17 protein-coding genes are annotated in these 17,567 nt (G+C 49.0%); 5 read left to right on the top strand and 12 right to left on the bottom strand.

Annotated elements, in window-relative coordinates; all coding sequences use genetic code 11:
* Positions 1 to 112: 112 nt before the first annotated feature.
* A complete protein-coding gene (locus AC0YN3_RS03380; RefSeq protein WP_183561493.1) occupies positions 113 to 394 on the bottom strand; it encodes a hypothetical protein in 282 nt (93 codons plus the stop codon).
* A gap of 16 nt (positions 395 to 410) precedes the next feature.
* Entirely contained in the window at positions 411 to 851 is a 441-nt protein-coding gene (locus AC0YN3_RS03375; protein WP_475773685.1) for a DUF6376 family protein, read from the bottom strand.
* Between the two features lie 122 nt (positions 852 to 973).
* On the opposite strand from AC0YN3_RS03375, the gene AC0YN3_RS03370 reads away from it, so the two are divergent.
* On the top strand, positions 974 to 2,386 hold the full coding sequence (locus tag AC0YN3_RS03370) for a hypothetical protein (RefSeq protein WP_475773684.1): 1,413 nt from the start codon (positions 974 to 976) through the stop codon (positions 2,384 to 2,386).
* Here the strand turns inward: AC0YN3_RS03370 and AC0YN3_RS03365 are convergent.
* Together AC0YN3_RS03365 and AC0YN3_RS03360 are read right to left on the bottom strand one after the other, a co-directional pair.
* A complete protein-coding gene (locus AC0YN3_RS03365) occupies positions 2,370 to 2,957 on the bottom strand; it encodes a hypothetical protein (RefSeq protein WP_475773683.1) in 588 nt (195 codons plus the stop codon). The genes AC0YN3_RS03370 and AC0YN3_RS03365 overlap by 17 nt on opposite strands.
* Positions 2,958 to 3,100: 143 nt before the next feature.
* Positions 3,101 to 5,323: an MMPL family transporter gene (locus AC0YN3_RS03360; RefSeq protein WP_475773682.1), complete on the bottom strand. Its 2,223-nt coding sequence runs from the start codon at positions 5,321 to 5,323 to the stop codon at positions 3,101 to 3,103.
* Positions 5,324 to 5,456: 133 nt separating this feature from the next.
* On the opposite strand from AC0YN3_RS03360, the gene AC0YN3_RS03355 reads away from it, so the two are divergent.
* Positions 5,457 to 6,083, top strand: coding sequence for a TetR/AcrR family transcriptional regulator (locus AC0YN3_RS03355; protein WP_475773681.1), 627 nt, complete (start codon positions 5,457 to 5,459; stop codon positions 6,081 to 6,083).
* A gap of 14 nt (positions 6,084 to 6,097) precedes the next feature.
* Positions 6,098 to 6,385 carry a DUF3817 domain-containing protein gene (locus AC0YN3_RS03350; RefSeq protein ID WP_441941874.1) on the top strand — a complete coding sequence of 96 codons (288 nt, stop codon included), beginning with the start codon at positions 6,098 to 6,100 and terminating at the stop codon, positions 6,383 to 6,385.
* 110 nt (positions 6,386 to 6,495) lie between these two features.
* Here the strand turns inward: AC0YN3_RS03350 and cysI are convergent, their stop codons facing one another.
* The 8 genes from cysI to AC0YN3_RS03310 form a co-directional block, all read right to left on the bottom strand.
* Complete coding sequence (cysI, locus tag AC0YN3_RS03345; RefSeq protein WP_475773680.1) at positions 6,496 to 8,220, bottom strand: assimilatory sulfite reductase (NADPH) hemoprotein subunit; 1,725 nt, start codon at positions 8,218 to 8,220, stop codon at positions 6,496 to 6,498.
* A gap of 54 nt (positions 8,221 to 8,274) precedes the next feature.
* Complete coding sequence (locus AC0YN3_RS03340) at positions 8,275 to 10,137, bottom strand: assimilatory sulfite reductase (NADPH) flavoprotein subunit (protein WP_475773679.1); 1,863 nt, start codon at positions 10,135 to 10,137, stop codon at positions 8,275 to 8,277.
* 389 nt (positions 10,138 to 10,526) lie between these two features.
* Entirely contained in the window at positions 10,527 to 11,315 is a 789-nt protein-coding gene (locus AC0YN3_RS03335) for an undecaprenyl-diphosphate phosphatase (RefSeq protein WP_475773678.1), read from the bottom strand.
* A 49-nt stretch (positions 11,316 to 11,364) separates the two neighbouring features.
* The gene (locus AC0YN3_RS03330; RefSeq protein WP_475773677.1) at positions 11,365 to 12,678 is read right to left on the bottom strand and encodes a hemolysin family protein; all 1,314 of its coding nucleotides are present in this window, start codon (positions 12,676 to 12,678) and stop codon (positions 11,365 to 11,367) included.
* Positions 12,679 to 12,711: 33 nt separating this feature from the next.
* The gene (locus tag AC0YN3_RS03325) at positions 12,712 to 13,071 is read right to left on the bottom strand and encodes a Lin0512 family protein (RefSeq protein WP_475773676.1); all 360 of its coding nucleotides are present in this window, start codon (positions 13,069 to 13,071) and stop codon (positions 12,712 to 12,714) included.
* Positions 13,072 to 13,117: 46 nt separating this feature from the next.
* Positions 13,118 to 14,266, bottom strand: coding sequence for a DUF3900 domain-containing protein (locus AC0YN3_RS03320; protein WP_475773675.1), 1,149 nt, complete (start codon positions 14,264 to 14,266; stop codon positions 13,118 to 13,120).
* Positions 14,267 to 14,268: 2 nt separating this feature from the next.
* Positions 14,269 to 14,796 carry a glycosyl-4,4'-diaponeurosporenoate acyltransferase CrtO family protein gene (locus tag AC0YN3_RS03315; protein ID WP_475773674.1) on the bottom strand — a complete coding sequence of 176 codons (528 nt, stop codon included), beginning with the start codon at positions 14,794 to 14,796 and terminating at the stop codon, positions 14,269 to 14,271.
* Entirely contained in the window at positions 14,786 to 15,913 is a 1,128-nt protein-coding gene (locus AC0YN3_RS03310) for a glycosyltransferase family 2 protein (RefSeq protein WP_475773673.1), read from the bottom strand. Before AC0YN3_RS03310 ends, AC0YN3_RS03315 begins: the two co-directional genes overlap by 11 nt.
* Positions 15,914 to 16,070: 157 nt before the next feature.
* Here AC0YN3_RS03310 and AC0YN3_RS03305 point away from each other — a divergent pair, with 157 nt between their 5' ends.
* Positions 16,071 to 16,469 carry a phytoene desaturase family protein gene (locus AC0YN3_RS03305; protein WP_475773672.1) on the top strand — a complete coding sequence of 133 codons (399 nt, stop codon included), beginning with the start codon at positions 16,071 to 16,073 and terminating at the stop codon, positions 16,467 to 16,469.
* Positions 16,470 to 16,556: 87 nt separating this feature from the next.
* A complete protein-coding gene (locus tag AC0YN3_RS03300) occupies positions 16,557 to 17,567 on the top strand; it encodes a phytoene desaturase family protein (RefSeq protein ID WP_475773671.1) in 1,011 nt (336 codons plus the stop codon).

Below are 17,567 nucleotides of genomic sequence, written 5' to 3'. Positions count from 1 at the left end.
TTTTTAGACGTATAGGAAAGTATATGAGATAGCTCATACTTTCTCTATACGTTTCGCCGAAACGATGGCGTCTATTGAAAGGACGCCATCAGACGTTTCTTCTTACTAGCTGCTATTCTTGTTTCTCTAATTTCTCTTTAGCCGTTTCGATTAGGAAATCAAACAGCTCGTCATCCTCTTCGAGCAAATCCTCCAAGGCGAGCAGCTCTTCTTCTTTGCCTGATTCGTGCAGGAAGAACAAGCCATAACCCCATTCTTTCCCTCTTTTGCTATGAAGGGCTATCTCATATTCGTTCTTATGGCCCTCTACTCCAAAATGAACCTTGCCTACATATCCGTCTTCCTTCGAATACGTCATCGTTGCTTCTAACACATTAACGTTTATCACTTTCATTCTTCCTTCCTATTCGTTACGGTGCGAGCTGGTTAATCTGATTCAGCAGCTCATTGATTTTGTTAATCGTATCCGGGATGCCCGTTGAATCGAAAACCGCTCTACCTTGCTCGATATTAGTGAGAGCTTGATCGATTCCATTCTGCAGCGTTGCGTTATAATCCGCAATCGATTGGTGGATATCCTTGGCATAATCCGGCACTTGCAGGCTTCCGTACTGAATCACCTGATCCTTCAGCGAGACTAGCTGCTCTTTCAGATCGGTTCTAGCGTCCAGATCTGTCATCGCCTGCTCTGCAAGGGTATTCATATTTTGACCAAAGTCCGTTAGCGATTGTAAGTAATCCGTCGTTTCCGTTGCAAAATTTACCGTTTGACTCACTTCGTTAATAATACCACAGCCAGCGGTCATTAGCATTACCGCGATCATCAGCATCGATACGCTTCGCTTTATCATCGAACTCCTCCTTGTTATAAACGTCCCGGTTCCGAGACGAACGCCTATCTTTGATCATGCATACAGTACTATACGAGCTCAGCAAAGGCTGGTTTCGTGTATGTCACAAGGAGATGATCAGGATGGACATTCAATTAACGGCGCTTCATTGGTTATATTTAGGATTCGTGCTTGCCATTATTGGATTTATGCTCATGAGACGGGATACCACGCTAATCTGCATTGCAGGTATTTTGGGTATCGGCATACTTGCGACGACCTCGGCAAGCGGGTCCGTAAGCGGAATCTTCAACAGCTTCATTTATGCCATAAAAGAGTTGATCGGAACCATTCTCATTATATCCATAATCGTAGCCATGAGCCGAATTCTCATCCGAACGGGTATTAATGAGATCATGATATCGCCATTTACCCGGTTTCTTAGAACCCCCGCGTTAGCTTTCTGGGGGATCGGCATTATTATGATGGTGACATCTTGGTTTTTCTGGCCTTCTCCTGCGGTTGCTCTCATTGGCGCAGTGCTGCTGCCCGTAGCCATTCGTGTCGGACTTCCCGCACTCGGCGCAGCCGTTGCCATGAACTTATTCGGTCACGGCATTGCGCTTTCAGGCGACTATATTATTCAAGGAGCACCCGAGCTCACTGCTGGCGCGGCAGGCATTCCCGTAAGCGCCGTCATGCAAGCAAGTATACCGCTTGTCATCGTCATGGGTGCCGTAACTACGGTCGCAGCCTATTGGATGATGAAAAGGGATCAGAAATCAGGCAAATGGCGAGACGGACTTATCGCGTCTGCTTCAACGACTTCGGCAAATTCGAACCTGAACGATACAGCAGACCGCAATGCGCTGTCGCTCCGCACGAAAAGAACGCTTGCGGTTGCGATTCCCGTTTTATTCGCAATCGATGTCATTGCCATGTTCATGCTGGATTTGCAGGGAGGAGATGCGACTGCTCTCATTGGCGGAACGGCCATCCTCATCATGCTGTTTATTACTATGCTGACACATCGAGGAAAAGGATTTGAGAAGACGACAAGTTATTTAATCGATGGCTTTGTATTCGGCTTCAAGGTGTTCGGCCCCGTCATTCCGATCGCGGCGTTTTTCTACTTGGGAGACTCCGGTTTCCTGTCGATGTTTGGTGAAAAGCTGCCTGAGGGCTCGCTAGGAATCGTCAACGATTTAGGGATTGCACTCGCGCATATCGTCCCAGTTAATGGAGTTGTCGGATCCATTACACTGACGGTCGTAGGAGCTGTTACCGGCCTTGACGGCTCGGGCTTTTCCGGCATTTCATTGGCAGGCTCCGTTGCCCAGCTCTTCGGTCATGCGATTGGCTCTGGCATAGCTACTTTAACGGCGCTTGGTCAAGTTGCAGCCATTTGGGTAGGCGGCGGAACGATTATCCCTTGGGCGCTTATACCTGCAGCGGCCATTTGCGGCGTTGATCCCTTTGAGCTCGCTCGCCGCAATTTGAAGCCCGTGCTAATCGGACTTTGCGTTACGACGATCGTCGCTATGTTTTTGATTTAAGCCGTTTTCTTGACCTTGCCAGCGCAAATAGGATTGTGCCAGCCAATACCGCTGCAATACTTGCAATCATTATACTGCGCGGAGGTGCATCGTCTTGCTGCTGAGCCTCGCTGCTCGGATGTGGCGGGAGCGATCCGCTGCCAAGCAGCGCGATATGCTCCTCTGCCTCTTCATGAAGCAAGGTTCCGCTGCATAAATTGGCTTCTAGAGATGAACCTGTAGCTCTGGCGTATACGAGATAACGTTCGCCTTCTTTGAAGGAGTATCCGCAGCTATCCTCCGATCCTGCGGTTAGCACTTCAATTTGCGGAGCAACATGGCCCTTCCAAACTTCATTAACTTGGAAGCTTGCTTTTACGCGGGATCCCGAGGAACGAAATAAATCCGGAGCTTTCGATTTCACCGAGATCGCCGTCCCTTCGAATACGGTATCGCTCCTCTTCATCGTTTCCTGGACCGAACCAGATTTAACACATGAGCATGCTAAAGCTGAGCGCGGTGCAGCAATGACGCTAACGGCAAAAATGATTGCGGTAATTCCGACAATGATGCTTCTCTTTTTAATAAACATGATGTCCCCCGACTGATTATATGTATTAAGCATGGTTAAACTGCCTTAAAGCTTATACGCTAATATTTGGGAAAATGTTGCAAGGTTGGGAACAAAAAAGCTGCTGTCATCGCTTTTGCAATGATAGCAGCTTTCCTTGCAGGTCAGCCCTTCGACGTCTGCGTCGTTTCTTCAACGAGCTCTGCCTTCGCTGGCCAGAATGCTTTTTTGCCAAGTAAAGTCGTAATCGCCGGAACAAGGAATGGACGTACGATAAATGTATCCATTAATACGCCAATTGCAGTAATAATTCCGAATTGGACAAGCACCTGAATCGGCAATGAGGCAAGCACCGCAAAGGTGGCAGCAAGAATTAACCCTGCCGACGTAATGACACCGCCAGTCTCGCTTACGCCTTCCTTAATGGCCTGTTTCAGCGGCATCGTCTTCCGCTTATTCCAAATGCTAGAAATCATAAATATGTTATAGTCCTCGCCTAGCGCGATCAGGAATACGAACGAATACAACGGGATTGCGCCTTGAATGGCGTCAACGCCCATAAAGTAGTGGAGAATGATCCAACCTAGACCGAGAGCTGCGGCATAGGAGAGCAACACCGTACCTATTAAGTAAAGGGTCGCCGTGACGGATCTCAGGTATGCCAGAAGCAGAATCATAATGAGACCAATAACGAGCGGAATAATGACAAGATTATCGCGGTCAGTCAGCTCCTTGGAATCATACTGAGTAGCCGTTTGTCCGCCAATCCACACCTTTTCATTGGCATCCGCAACCTGCGCCTGCGAAAGCTCCGCTTGTGCCGCTTCCTTTAACAAAGGTATCGTATCCATCGCTTCCTGTGAATAGGGATTCGTATTCAGAATAACGGAATACGATAGCAAGTTAGGATCATCTATGCTTGGCTTGGCTTCTTGCACGTGATCGACAAGCGGTACGCTTGCCAGCTTGCCAGCCAAATCAGCCTCTGTGCCATCCGTTTGAACGACAACCGTGATAGGCGCTAGTTCACCAGGCGTGAAGGTTTTGGAAATAACCTCAAAGCCTTCTCTTGACGGCATATCCTCTGGGAACGAGGAAAGCAGATCGTAGGTGAATTTAATTTGGATGGAGAAACTTGCCAGAATAGCTAGAATAGCGACGGAAGAAATAACGACCGTCCATGGCTTCGCGATGACCAGGTTACCGATTTTGGAGCCCAGTTTTTTCTCTGGATTAGGTTTGCGGTATGGCTTTCCTTTCTTGCCTGCACGCACCTGTTCCATAAATTCCGTACGCGGGATAAATGGAAAGAAAGAGGCTCTTCCGATAATCGCAAGCAATGCTGGGACCAGTGTTAAGCTTGCAATGCCCATTATAAGTATGGATAAGCTGAACGGCACCGCAAAACGGTCATATGCTCCATATTTCGCCGCAAGCAGAGCCAGTAAAGAAAGGACCACTGTGAAGCCGCTCATCGCAATAGCGCCGGAAGCATCCTTGAAAGAACGTTTAAGAGCTTTCATTTTGTCATTCTCGCGCGTTAATTCCTGACGGAAATGTGAGATGAAGAACAGACAATAATCGGTACCTGCTCCGAACAATAATACGGTCATAATGGATATCGCCTGCGCATCGACGGTAATCCAGCCCTCCCCTGCCATCCACCCAAGCAGCGGGCTCGTCACGGCGTATGCAAAGCCAACGCCGACCAACGGGATAATAGCTAGAATAGGCGAGCGGTAAATGAACAGCAGAAGTACAAGCACGATTAGCACGGTTGCGATCAAAAGCGATACATCCGCACCTTTGAACAAATCGGTTGCATCAACCGAGATACCCACCGGACCGCTTACCCTTACGCTTAATTCATCCGCATCATCTACGGCAACCTCAAACGGTTTCTTGCCGGAGGCATCACCGATGATGGCTTTGATCTCTTCGATGTTTTCTTTGAGAATTTCCGTCTCTGTGCTTGCTCCGAAAGAAATAGGCTGTACCAGCGTCGTTCCGTCTTCGGAAGCAAAAGCCTTCAAAGCAGGCAAGGGCAACTCATGAAGCGGCACAACCTCGCCCTGCTCTTTCAAAGGGTTCTCCGTGATATGCTGAGTCGTTTTTTGAATAAGGCTATAATCATCATCCGATAACCCGCCTTCGCGATGCCAGACGATTAAAGCCGGTATGCCGGATGAGCTGGGGAACTTCTCTTTTATAAGCTTGTCCGCAAGCACTGAAGGGCTGTCCGCTTCCAAATTGGGAGCATTGCTTGATTCCTTCTCTCCTACGGCCGGAAGAAACACACTCAAAACTGCAGCAAGTATGATCCATGCGATTAGTGTAACCCAACGCGTACGAGGCCCTGCGATTGCTCCTGCTAATTTTTCGATCATTTGACAAATCCTCCATTTCACATTTTCCCTGTTATCGTTTAAAATGAAAACAAGCGATGATTTAATTATATATACCCGAAGGTTAATTAATCAATCTAAAATTATTACAATTTGATGAATGGAGGTCATGGCCATGAGCGAAGAGCAAATCAAACGCAAGCCAGGCCGGCCAAAAGGCACAGGTTCGATCCAGACGATGCAGCAGATTTTGCGCACAGCTGCTTTTCTTTTTATGGACCAGGGATTTGAGAAGGTATCCTTGGAAGGTGTTGCGCAGTCTTGCGGGATAACGAAAGCAAGCGTTTATTATTATTTCAATAACAAGAGCATTCTGTTCACGGAATGTCTCCAATTCGTATTGAAAATGGCTTACGATAATACGGCTGCCTTCCTCCTAGTAGATGGTACCCTGAAAGAAAGATTGCTAAACGTCGCCGTTCGCCATATGAAAAACGCGCATGTCGAATTCGAGACGATGATGCGCGAAGCGTCCTCTGGCTTATCCGAGGAGCAGATCGCCAGCATTCGAGCAAGCGAGCACGCGCTTCATGTCCTGATCAGTTCTGAATTCAAGAAAGCGATCGATGAAGGCGAGATCTCCTCAAACGATCCGATGCTCCTGGCCCATCTGTTCACTGCGATGCTGACGGTAAAAAATCGCAAAGAAATTATCAATAGCGAAAAAACAGTGGAACAAGCTGCGTCCGAAATCGTAGAACTACTGTGGGCTGGTTTAGAGCCGCGAAAGACTCAATCATAATCGGAGGTAATCACATGTTCAAAACGGCCATGGGCCGACTGCGCGTCGTTGGATTTTACGAAGGAATTTCTTTTCTGGTACTACTGCTAATCGCAATGCCCCTTAAATATTGGGCGGATATTCCCGAGGCCGTAACCGTTGTCGGCGGTCTGCATGGGCTCTTGTTCGTTCTTTATATGTTAGCGGTTCTGCATGTTTGGATCGTGCATCGCTGGTCGATTCTTAAAGCCGCTGCAGCGTTCATTGCCGCTTTCCTGCCTTTCGGCACTTTCGTGCTCGACAAAAAACTGCTACGCGAATAACCATTGCGAGCAAAACAAATATCGTTCTCATCGCATACGATAACGAATAAAGCAGCAAAAAGACCAAGGTCAGCGCCTTGGTCTTTTACTGTTTTAACGATAGCAATTTTTTAGTTATGGAATTCCTGACCGTCATGGACAGCTTTCACATAACCAGCACGAATAACGAAATCTCCAAAATGCTCGCCGGAATCACGTTTTTTGGCGTATTGGTTTATGATCGGCCGAAGCGTGTCCAAAATCTCGGTTTCATCAATATTTTCACGGTAAAGCTTATTGAGTCGGTCACCGGCATGGCCAGCACCCATATACATATTGTATTTGCCCAATGCTTTTCCGATAAAAGAAATTTCGCCGAGCGCCGGTCTAGCGCACCCGTTCGGGCAGCCGGTCATCCGAATATTAATTTCTTGGTCGCGAAGTCCCGCTTCATTTATGATTGGCTCTAGCTTGTCGATAAGCGTCGGCAGATAACGCTCCGCCTCAGCCATAGCAAGGCCGCAGGTTGGCAGAGATACGCAGGAAAGGGAGCTTCTACGCAGCGCAGAATGATGCGCACCGTCCGTTAGACCGTACTGCTCGACCAATTCTGTAATTTTACGTTTTTTCTGGCTCGTTACATTGCCGATAATTAAATTCTGGTTCGGTGTAATGCGGAAATCGCCGGTATGAACCTTTGCAATTTCTCGAAGCCCAGTCATTAACGGATAACCTTCCTGATCGTCAATCCGTCCGCTTTGGATGTACACCGTCAAATTCCATTTGCCGTTGCTTCCCTTTAACCAGCCATAGCGATCGCCGTTATTTACGAATTGGTAAGGACGTACATCCTCAAGCTGCCAGCCCAAACGGTTTTGCAGCTCAGACTTGAACCATTCAATGCCGTGGCGGTCAATCGTATATTTGAATCTTGCGTTTTTCCGAACGGAACGGTTGCCGTAGTCACGCTGGATCATAACGGTTTTCTCCGCAAGCGCTACGATGCGCTCAGGCGGACAAAAACCGATAACCTTGCCGAGCTGCGGATAAGTAGCCGTGTCGCCATGCGACATGCCCATGCCACCGCCAACCGAGATATTAAAGCCTTTTAGCTTCCCGTCTTCAATAACGGCGATAAAACCGATATCCTGCGAGAACACGTCCACGTCGTTATAAGGCGGAATGGCAAAGCCGATTTTGAATTTACGAGGCAAATATACCGGTCCGTAGATCGGTTCGACCTCTGCGCCGTCTTGCTGGCCATCAACAACCTTCTCGCCGTCAAGCCAAATCTCATGATAAGCGCGGGTACGCGGAGCCAAATGGTCGTTTACCTGGCGTGCCCAGTGGCTTACCTCTCCATGAAGATCGGATTGAAACGGATTCGGGCTGCACATTACGTTACGGTTTACGTCACCGCAAGCAGCAAGCGTCGTCATCAGCTCGTCATTGATTTTTTTCAGCGTCGGCTTCAGGTTCCATTTCAAAATGCCGTGCATTTGAAACGTTTGCCGTGTCGTAAGGCGAAGCGTGCCATTGCCGTATTTATGTGCCAGACCGTCCATAGCCAGCCATTGCTGGGAAGTGGCTACGCCGCTCGGCAATACTACCCGCAGCATAAATTGAAATGCGGGCTCCAGCTTCTGGCGTTCACGCTCGTTGCGCAAGTCCCTGTCATCCTGCATGTAGCTCCCGTGAAACTTCAACAGCCGGTTGTCATCCTCAGGCAAGCCGCCCGTAATTGGATTTTTCAGCGTCTCGACCAATGCCCCGCGCAGGTAGTTGCTTTCGATCTTAATATGCTCCACTTCACTTGGAGGCCCGCCGATCGGCTTAACCAATTGTTCTTTTGCCATTGTTGCTGTCTCCTCTCGCAATCATTCGCGATCTCTCGTTGTTTGCCATTTTATTTAATAAACGTCACGCTGGTAGCGCTGCTGCTGCTGCATATCATCCAGATATGCGGCTGCTTCCTCTGCGCTCAGCGAGCCCTCCTGCTCGATAACCGTCAACAATGCGGAATGCACGTCATGTGCCATATGCTTCTCATCGCCGCAAATATAAACATGAGCGCCTTCTTGCAGCCACGTATACAGCTCTTTGCTATTCTCAAGCACTCGCTGCTGCACATAAACCTTCTCTTCCGTATCACGAGAGAAAGCAACGTCTAATTTCGTCAGGACACCGTCTTTAAGCATCCGCTGCCAATCGGTTTGGTACAAGAAATCGGTAACGAAATGGCGGTCGCCGTAGAACAACCACGATTTCCCCTCTGCACCCAGCTCTTCGCGTTCCTCAAGGAATGAACGGAACGGAGCAACGCCGGTTCCCGGTCCAATCATGATGATCGGCGCATCGGAGTTAGATGGCAGCTTGAAGTTTGGATTTTGTTGAATATAAATCGGAAGGCTGTCACCCGGTTGGACGCGGTCTGCGCAATGAATCGAGCATACCCCGTAGCGATCGCGGCCATGCGCCTCATAGCGGACTGCACGGATCGTTAAATGAACTTCATCCTCGTTCGCTTTGAAGCTGCTTGCAATGGAATACAAGCGAGCCGGAAGCTTGCGAAGTATCGTTACGAAACGGCTTGCGTTTGCTTGCCATGGTCCAAAGTCCTGTACAAGATCAAGCAGGTCACGGCCGCTTGCATATTCTTTGAGTGCTTGTTCGTTGCCTGGCGCAAGAAGCTCGCGGAGTGCAGTGTTGGCTGTGAGCTCTGCTGCTTGCGCAAGGAGCGGTTTAGTCAAAGCGGTAATTTCATAATGCTTAAGAAGAGCATCGCGCAATGAACCTTGTTCATTGTTCTTGTTCACTGGTACGATCTCTTCAGGATTGAAGTTCAGCTCACGTATAATGGCATCTACTAGTTCAGGATGGTTCTCCGGATAAATCCCCAGACTGTCTCCTGGCTCGTACTGCAAATCGGATCCTTCGAGCGACAGCTCCAAATGGCGTGTTTCCCGATCTGACCCGCGGCCATTCAGGTTGAGGTTCGCAAGTACTTCTGCTTTGAAAGGATTCGTGCGTGAATATGCGGATTGTACGGCAGACGATTCAAGAGCAGGCGACTGAACGGCTGCTGCAGCACTCGAACCGCCGTTAATACGCTCGTTCAAAGCGTTAATGACTTGAGCGGACCATTGTGCAACCGGCTCATCATAATCAAGATCGCAATCGACACGCGGGCTTAAGCGTTTGCCGCCAAGCTCCTCGAGACGCTGATCGAAATCCTTGCCCGTCTGGCAGAAAAACTCATAGGACGTATCGCCTAACGCAAGGACGGAGAAAAAGAGATTGTCGAATTGCGGAGCACGCTTGCTGTATAAAAATTCGTGTAAAGCGCGTGCATTATCCGGCGGTTCGCCTTCGCCATGCGTACTGACGACTAGCAATAAGTTCTCGACTTTTTTCAAGCCGTTCGTTTTGTATTTGTTCATGGCAGCAAGTGTAACCTGCATGCCCTGCTCTTCTAGCTTGCGCGCCATCCCTGTCGCAAGTCTTTGGCAATTGCCTGTTTGGGAGCCGAATAGGATGGTTACCTCGCGAGATGCTGCGGGAACATTGCTAACGGAAACGATATCTTCTAACTTAGGCGTTTCTGAAATGGCCTGTACGACGGCCTCTGCTGATGGCGTGCCAACAGCTGCCTGACGGGCAAACATATACCCTGTCAGCCAAATCTGCTGAGACTCGGTTAGTGTCGGAAGCAGGCGATTCAATAGCTCGACTTGCTCCTGGTTAAACGGACTGTTCGTTACCTGAAGTTGCAACAATATCCACCTCTCATAAACATAAAATCATCAATTTCATTCATCGTCAATTCACGGCGTGCACACGGCACTTTTTCTGTAGCTCAATATTACTTAACCTAACATAATCAGACAAAACCTTCAACGACCCGCTTTCGTGTAAAATCACCTATTTTTATACAATTATCTTCATTTGGCTTATAAAATAAAAAAATCAGGGCATTTCGCCCTGATTTCATTTGGTTTATCAGAAAAATTAATAGCTTGGATATAAATTAATGATAGATGTTTTTTCATCTTTTTTTCGTCATTTCATCTAATTGAAAACGGTTCTCGACGCTTTAAGGAAAACACTGATAATGGCTATCATTTACGCTTGTTTTTCAGATGGATTTTACATCACTCAGCATTTAAAAAAGAATAAAATAAAAGAGTGCGGCTAATGCAAATCGATAATAAGCAAACCATGAAAGCTTGATTTTTTTCATCATGTTAATAAATGTTACGACTGCGATCATGCCTACGATAAAAGCTGCAATTAACCCGATCAGAAACAATGGCAAATCTGCTGTCGTGAGAAACTCCCGGCTCTTGAGAAGATCAATGCCGCTTGCGCCAGCCATTATCGGGACAGAGACCAGAAACGTAAATTCCGCTGCCGCTTTCTGGCTTACGCCGAACAGCATGCCTCCCGAAATGGTGGAGCCTGATCGTGAAAATCCCGGCCACAAGGCCAGAATCTGGAAGCAGCCTACCGCGAATGCTTGCTTGTATGTAATATCATCAAGCTCTTCCGCCGTCGGCTTCTTCCGGACCCGATCCGCAATAATCATCAGTATGCCTCCGGCGACTAAACCGATTAATACTTTTTCGGCGGCGAACAGCTCGCCTTTGATGAAGGCATGCAGCAGTACGGCACAGGCGCCAGCCGGCGCCATCGCCACAATAATATGCAGGGCGTTCAGCCCAGAGCCTTTGCCCATTTTGAAATTAAGCAAGCTTGCGAACCGCTTTCGGTAAAGCACAAGTACTGCGAGCACGGCACCGAATTGAATAACAACCTCGAACGTTTTGGCCCGATCGCCTTTGAAATTCAGCAGCTCCGCCGTCAGAATTAAGTGACCAGTTGACGATACAGGTAAAAACTCCGTCAATCCTTCAACAATACCCATAATAATCGCGGTAATTAAATCGCCCAACTCCCGATCTCCCCCTCGGTAATCCTCTTATTCATTTCATTGTTATAGCTTATGCATGTCCATAGGTGCCCATTTCATTTTCATGAAAATCGGTTTGAATTTCGATTTTGCGAATACGGTTATCGTCACGTTCGCGAATGGTGAACGTGACGTTGTCAAATACCCAAGGCTCACCGACGGGAAGCTCCGGCTTCAAGTTAAATAGCCAGCCGCCGATGGAATCTACTTCTTCGCATGCAAGCTCCGTGCCTACGGCTTCGTTCACCTCTGTGATAAGCGCTTTTCCGTTGACCATATAACGCTGCTGCTCCAAAAGCTCGATTTCCTTTACCTCATCCTCGTCGAATTCATCGCGGATTTCCCCAACAATCTCCTCGATGATATCTTCGATCGTAATTAAGCCCGCCGTTCCGCCGTATTCGTCAAGCAGGACAGCGATATGAACCCGCTCCAGCTGCATTTTACGAAGAAGCTTATTGATGGGCATCACCTCAGGCACAGACATAACCGTTTGCAGCAGAGAGGAGACCTCTACATGTCGGTCTTCCTCATACCGAAGAAAAAACTGCTTCGTATTCAAGACGCCGATAATGTTGTCCTTGCTTCCCTTTGCGACCGGAAAGCGCGTATACTGCTCTCGCTTAATCGTTGCCAGGTTTTCTTCGCGTGTATGGTTCGCATACAAGCACACCATATCGGTTCTTGGGACCATAATTTCACGTGCGAGCCGCTCGTCGAAAGCGAAGATGCGGTTCACATAACCGTATTCGCTTTTGTTGATTTTCCCGCTTTCATAGCTCTCGGACAAAATAATCCGAATCTCTTCCTCGGAATGCGCCTCATGCTCGCTTGCCGGCTTCAAACCGAGCAGTCTGACCAAGGAATTGGCAGATCCGTTAAGCAGCCAAATAAACGGGAACATCACTTTGTAGAACACGATAATGATCGGCGCTGCCCATTGGCTTACTTCCTCCGGCTTAATGATCGCCAACGTCTTAGGCGCAAGCTCGCCAAGCACCACATGCAGGTATGTCACGAGAATAAACGAGACGATAAACGAGAGCACATTGCTAATATCGCCCTCAATATGTAAACGATCAAAGATGGGATGCAGAACAAGCTCAATCGTCGGCTCCCCAAGCCATCCTAAGCCGAGAGCCGTAATCGTAATGCCAAGCTGGCAAGCGGATAAATAACCGTCCAGCTTGTTCGTGACTTGCTCTACGGCTTTTGCGTTTTTGACCCCTTCCGTAACCATTTGGTTGACACGGCTTGAGCGCATTCGGATAATTGCGAATTCAGTCGCAACGAAAAAAGCGGTAAATACGAGCAGCAGCGCGAATAGTCCTAGCTTTAAAACCATACTGTTCTCCCTTTTGGGCAAATGGAGATGCGACTAGTAGCCTACCTCTACCGATGCATTCACGATATAAATCAAATCGTTTTTGTCATCTTTATCCGGCAGTACAATTCCGCTTGTCGTGAGCATTCCGCCATTCATTACTTCGATCGTGACTTGACCGTAGGGCAATACAGACCTAACCTGCTCCAAATCAAGCAGCTCATGATCGCATGGAAGCGCGAGCCTGACGCGCACCTTCATGTTATCAAGAGACCCTCCCGGCAGCACGGACCGAAGACCAGGCATAGAATTGTGGTGAATAGCGTTCTGTACCGCACGCACCGATGCCTTTGTAATGTTCTGGCCATGCAGGTCGCATCCCATGCCTATTTCTATAAAAAATAAGTTATCCACTTAACTATCCTCTCCTTTTCCTCTTTCATTCATACCTGATGCTGCCTTACCACGGCACGTCGCCATTGCTCAGCGGCGTTTCCCCGGCAGGCGTATAGCTGTAACCCGAATCCGCGTCTTCAACGGGCTGCTTACTGCCGATTCGTGGCATCACGTCAACCAAATCAAGCGGCTGCACAAGCTCGACGGGCGACATTCCTTTATCGAATTGGAAGGAGTCTCCTTCAATCACAACAACGTATCGTCCATTGTGCTTGGCGAAATGAATACTGTCACCGAAATCGGCCAGCAGCCCCTTTACCGTCACATCGCCAAGCTTGAACGAAAAAGGCAGATCAGGCTTTTGCTCAACCAATGCCGCGGCGGCAGTCTCCACCTGCTCCGGCGTCCACCATTCCTGAAGGTCCCGCTTCTCGCTTGCCGCCCACACTTCAACCGCATTTTCTTCCTCGCGCCGTTCGGAGCTCTCGTCCTCCTGCCACTTGTCCGCGATATATTGATGAACCATTTCAACAACCTGTTCTCCCATTACTTCAGGCAACGGCTTCTCATACGAAACGTATTTCAAAAAATCCTCGAAATACCGCGCATGCGAGGCTTGATGGATTTTAAGCTCCCAATGCTCCAGCATCCCTTCCTCCGGCATGTGCGGATATTGGATCGATTTGATGCTCCGCGCGCTTATGGCCATCTCAACCTGCGAGATCAAATTTTTCTCATCGGAAATTCTAGCGATTTTCGGTTCAAAGTCGCATTTGAGCAAAAATAAAAACGGTTCGTCGAAATACGTGTTCAGCTTCGACAACGCAATAATGAAGGCACCGCCGCGTACAGCGCTCGTATCCATGTAGATACGCACGAGCTCATCCGCTATGCCGATAAAGCGCTCTTTGGAGTCGGCATCGCGAAGTCTTTGAAACAGATTATAGTTTTGGTTGCTTCCCAGCTCGTAGCCGGGCTCTACCATAAACCTGCCGATCTTGGTTGGTGCCCCTGCGGAATTTGGATTGCGCTCCACCTTGCGTTTCACGATCCGTTTAAATTCGTCATCCAGAAACCTTTGAATTTCACTGTCCTCATAGGTGTCCTCCTCCAGCGTCTGGTAATGCTTGAACCGTTTGCCTGATGAGGCCGCACTCTCCTCTCCATCGGTATGAATAACGAAAAAGGACAAATATTGCATGTTAAAATCCACGTTTATAATTCCTCCAAGCGAGCTGATGTCATCTCCTTAGGATAGCATATCTCGTCCCTTCGTGACATCAGGCGTGAGAACCTCGAACGATTGTAGCGCTGCACGAGTATGCAAGGCAAATTAGCCGCAAGAGCATAGGTTATCACGATAATCATGCTCCACCCTTCATTCCAAAGGCTGAATAAGGGGGTCGAAAGAAGCATGATCCAATGTGCCCATTCTCCGCGCCGCGTTTCGAGCATGAATTGACGCAAGTATGCCGAAGTGGCCGTTGACATGTTTTTTTTGGCAAATCCGCCCTTCATCCATGCCCCCCCGTCAGGAAGCCATCGTTTCCAGCGCTTTATCCGAATGAGGCGTGCAAACCGTCTTTCGTTTATTTCGAAGCGAAGCAGCTTGGTCAATCCCTTGTCGGCTGCGAATAAGCGATTGGGCAACCGAATAAACAACCAACTGATAACCAGCGGCAGCCCGGCTAAACCACCTATATTTAAAAACCAAATGACAGGCGATGGCAGGTTAAGGAACATCGATCTGCCTCCCTTTCCACGACACTCTGCGCACGATAAAGGAAAGAAAAATCGAATAACTAAACAGCACTCCGAACAGGAGCATATAGACGGGATAAAAAACCTTCGTATACCACTTGAATGTACCGCTCTCGCTCAAACCGCGCGCTACGGTTACGACCGCAAGGATATAGAGCAAGCTGGCAGCCAGCCATTCTGACGCAGTCACTCCTTCCAAGCAGGATATGATGCGAACCGCGGCTGCAGCAAGGCCTGACAGCCACAAAATGACGATGGCAAGAAGTAGGATAGGCGTAGCGCCAGCCCCCTTCCCGATGCTTTTGGACCAGCCCTGAACGAGCGCTTTCCACCCTTTGGGATACATTCGAAATTGTAGCAACGTCCTGCCTAGGAGCAAGGTTGACGAATATCCGGCATCCATAAACCGTTTCCCGAGAGACAAATGCTCCAAAATAGCCGAGCGCACGCTTTCATGGCCTCCCAGCTCGAAATAGTCATTACGACTGAAAGCAGCGCAAGGCCCGAAGCCGGCTGTTTGCAATGGCAGCGCAGCAGACGCGCCAGAACCGGCCGTAACAACAAGATTGAAGAAGGCCGAGCATTGCTCGCGAAATGTTGGCACCGCATGCGCAGGCTGAACGCTGACCATTCCGCCATGTCGAAGAAGAGCGTCCTGCATGCTCAAAACAAACAGCGGTGACGGCCTAGTGTCGGCATCGAGAAACAGCAGCCACTCCCCGCTTGAGGCCAGTGCCCCATTCCAGCATGCCCACGACTTTCCGATCCAGCCCGCGGGAAGCGGCGGCGCTGCCACTACCATTGCCCCGAATGCTTTTGCCACACCTGACGTACCGTCTGCCGAACCGTCATCCACAACGATAATCTCATAGGGCAATACGCCTTGCTTCGCTAGCATCGGAAGCAGCACGCTTAAATTATCCGCTTCATTGCGGGCAGGAATAATAACCGACAGCTTGGCGGCTCGCTCATCGCTGTCCAACCGTTCGCTATGAACCGTTCTATGAACGGCTGCTCTTTTCTTTTTTTTCAGCCCTTTTGGTTGAAAGAGTAACAAACCTAGCAACACACAGAAAGCATCCCAAAGCACATGCACCATTTTTCCTATCTCCTTGCTTCAAAATGATAGTAAAAGTTTTAGATATCCCGTATTTTCAGCGTGAAAAGCGTACAGAATGGGATTATAAGACAATTATTGTGGGTATGAATCTATTATCAACCATATGTGCGATTTCAAATCAGGAGGAATAGAAACGATGAATAAAAAAGTTATCGTGATCGGCGGAGGACTTGGAGGTCTATCTGCCGCTATCAGGCTTCGGGCTGATGGGCATGACGTTCTAGTTCTGGAGAAAAACGAACGGGCAGGGGGAAAGCTTAATATTCGGGAAGGTGCGGGCTACCGTTTCGATACGGGTCCTTCCATTCTGACGATGCCGTGGGTACTCGAGCAGCTCTTCGCATCCGCTGGTAAGCGGTTAGAGGATTATATGACTTTAAAGCGCGTAGAACCGCAGTGGCGGGCTAAATATGAGGATGGGACAGAGCTTGACGTGCTAGGGGATCTGCCCAATATGCTTGCACAGATTGGTAGTTTGTCGCCTGAAGACAGAGAACGGTTTATCCGTTATGTGGATTATTGCCGCCAACAGTAAGAGCTCAGCCTAAAAAGCTTTTACTCGCGTTCCATTGCCGGCATTTCGGATATGCGGCAGCAGCACTCTCTAAAGGAGCTGCTTGCCATGGATCCGCTTAAGTCGATGGCACAAAAAACAGAGCATTATTTGCGTCATCCGCATCTGAAGCAGCTATTCAACTTCATGATCATGTATATTGGCTCATCGCCATATGCGGCACCTGCCGTACTGTCACAGCTTATATACGTGCAGATGGGTCTTGGCATTCATTATGTGGAAGGAGGTATGTACAATATCGCACGCGGCATGCTGAAGCTGCTGGTCGAGCTCGGCGTCGAGGTTCGAACGAACAGCGAAGTGCTTGAGGTCGTCACGGAGAATGGCCGTGCCACCGGTGTAAGGCTTGATAACGATACCATTGGCTGCGACCTCGTGGTAAGCAATCTGGAAGCAGTGCCTGCCCATAAAAGCATTCTTAGCCATCATCCGCAAAGCGCGGCCCAGATTACGAAGCTGGAGAAATACGCGCCTACCGTTTCCGGCCATGTCATGCTGCTAGGCGTCAATCGAAGCTATGACGGCTTCAAGCATCATAACTTCCTATTTGCTAAAAATGCCGAAACTGAGTTCCGAGATATGTTTGTCCATAAAAAGCCGTCAGCCGATCCTACCGTCTATGTGGGGATTTCGTCTAAAAGCGACCCTTCCCAGGCTCCTGCAGGGAAAGAAAACTGGTTCGTCCTCACGCATGTCCCGCCGCTCCGCGAAGGCGAGAGCTGGACGACCTACCAAGAAGCCTATCGCGAGCTTGTGCTGGATAAGCTGGAGCGGATGGGTGCGGACAATTTGCGTCAGCACATTGAGTGGGAGCATCAATTTCTGCCAGATGACATTCAATCGCTATACGGTTCCAACGGGGGCTCCATCTACGGCGTAGTAACGGATCGCAAGTTAAATGGCGGGTTTAAAATTCCGGCGCGCAGCCCTCTGATTGGCAACCTTTATTTCGTTGGAGGTTCTACGCATCCCGGCGGAGGCGTTCCGATGGTAACGCTAAGCGGTCAATTAACCGCCGACTTGATTAGGGAAGACCTCTCCAAGCAGGCAGCTATTTAA

The organism is Paenibacillus sp. J22R232, from assembly GCF_056269165.1.
This window is presented reverse-complemented; position numbering and strand designations above follow the sequence as displayed.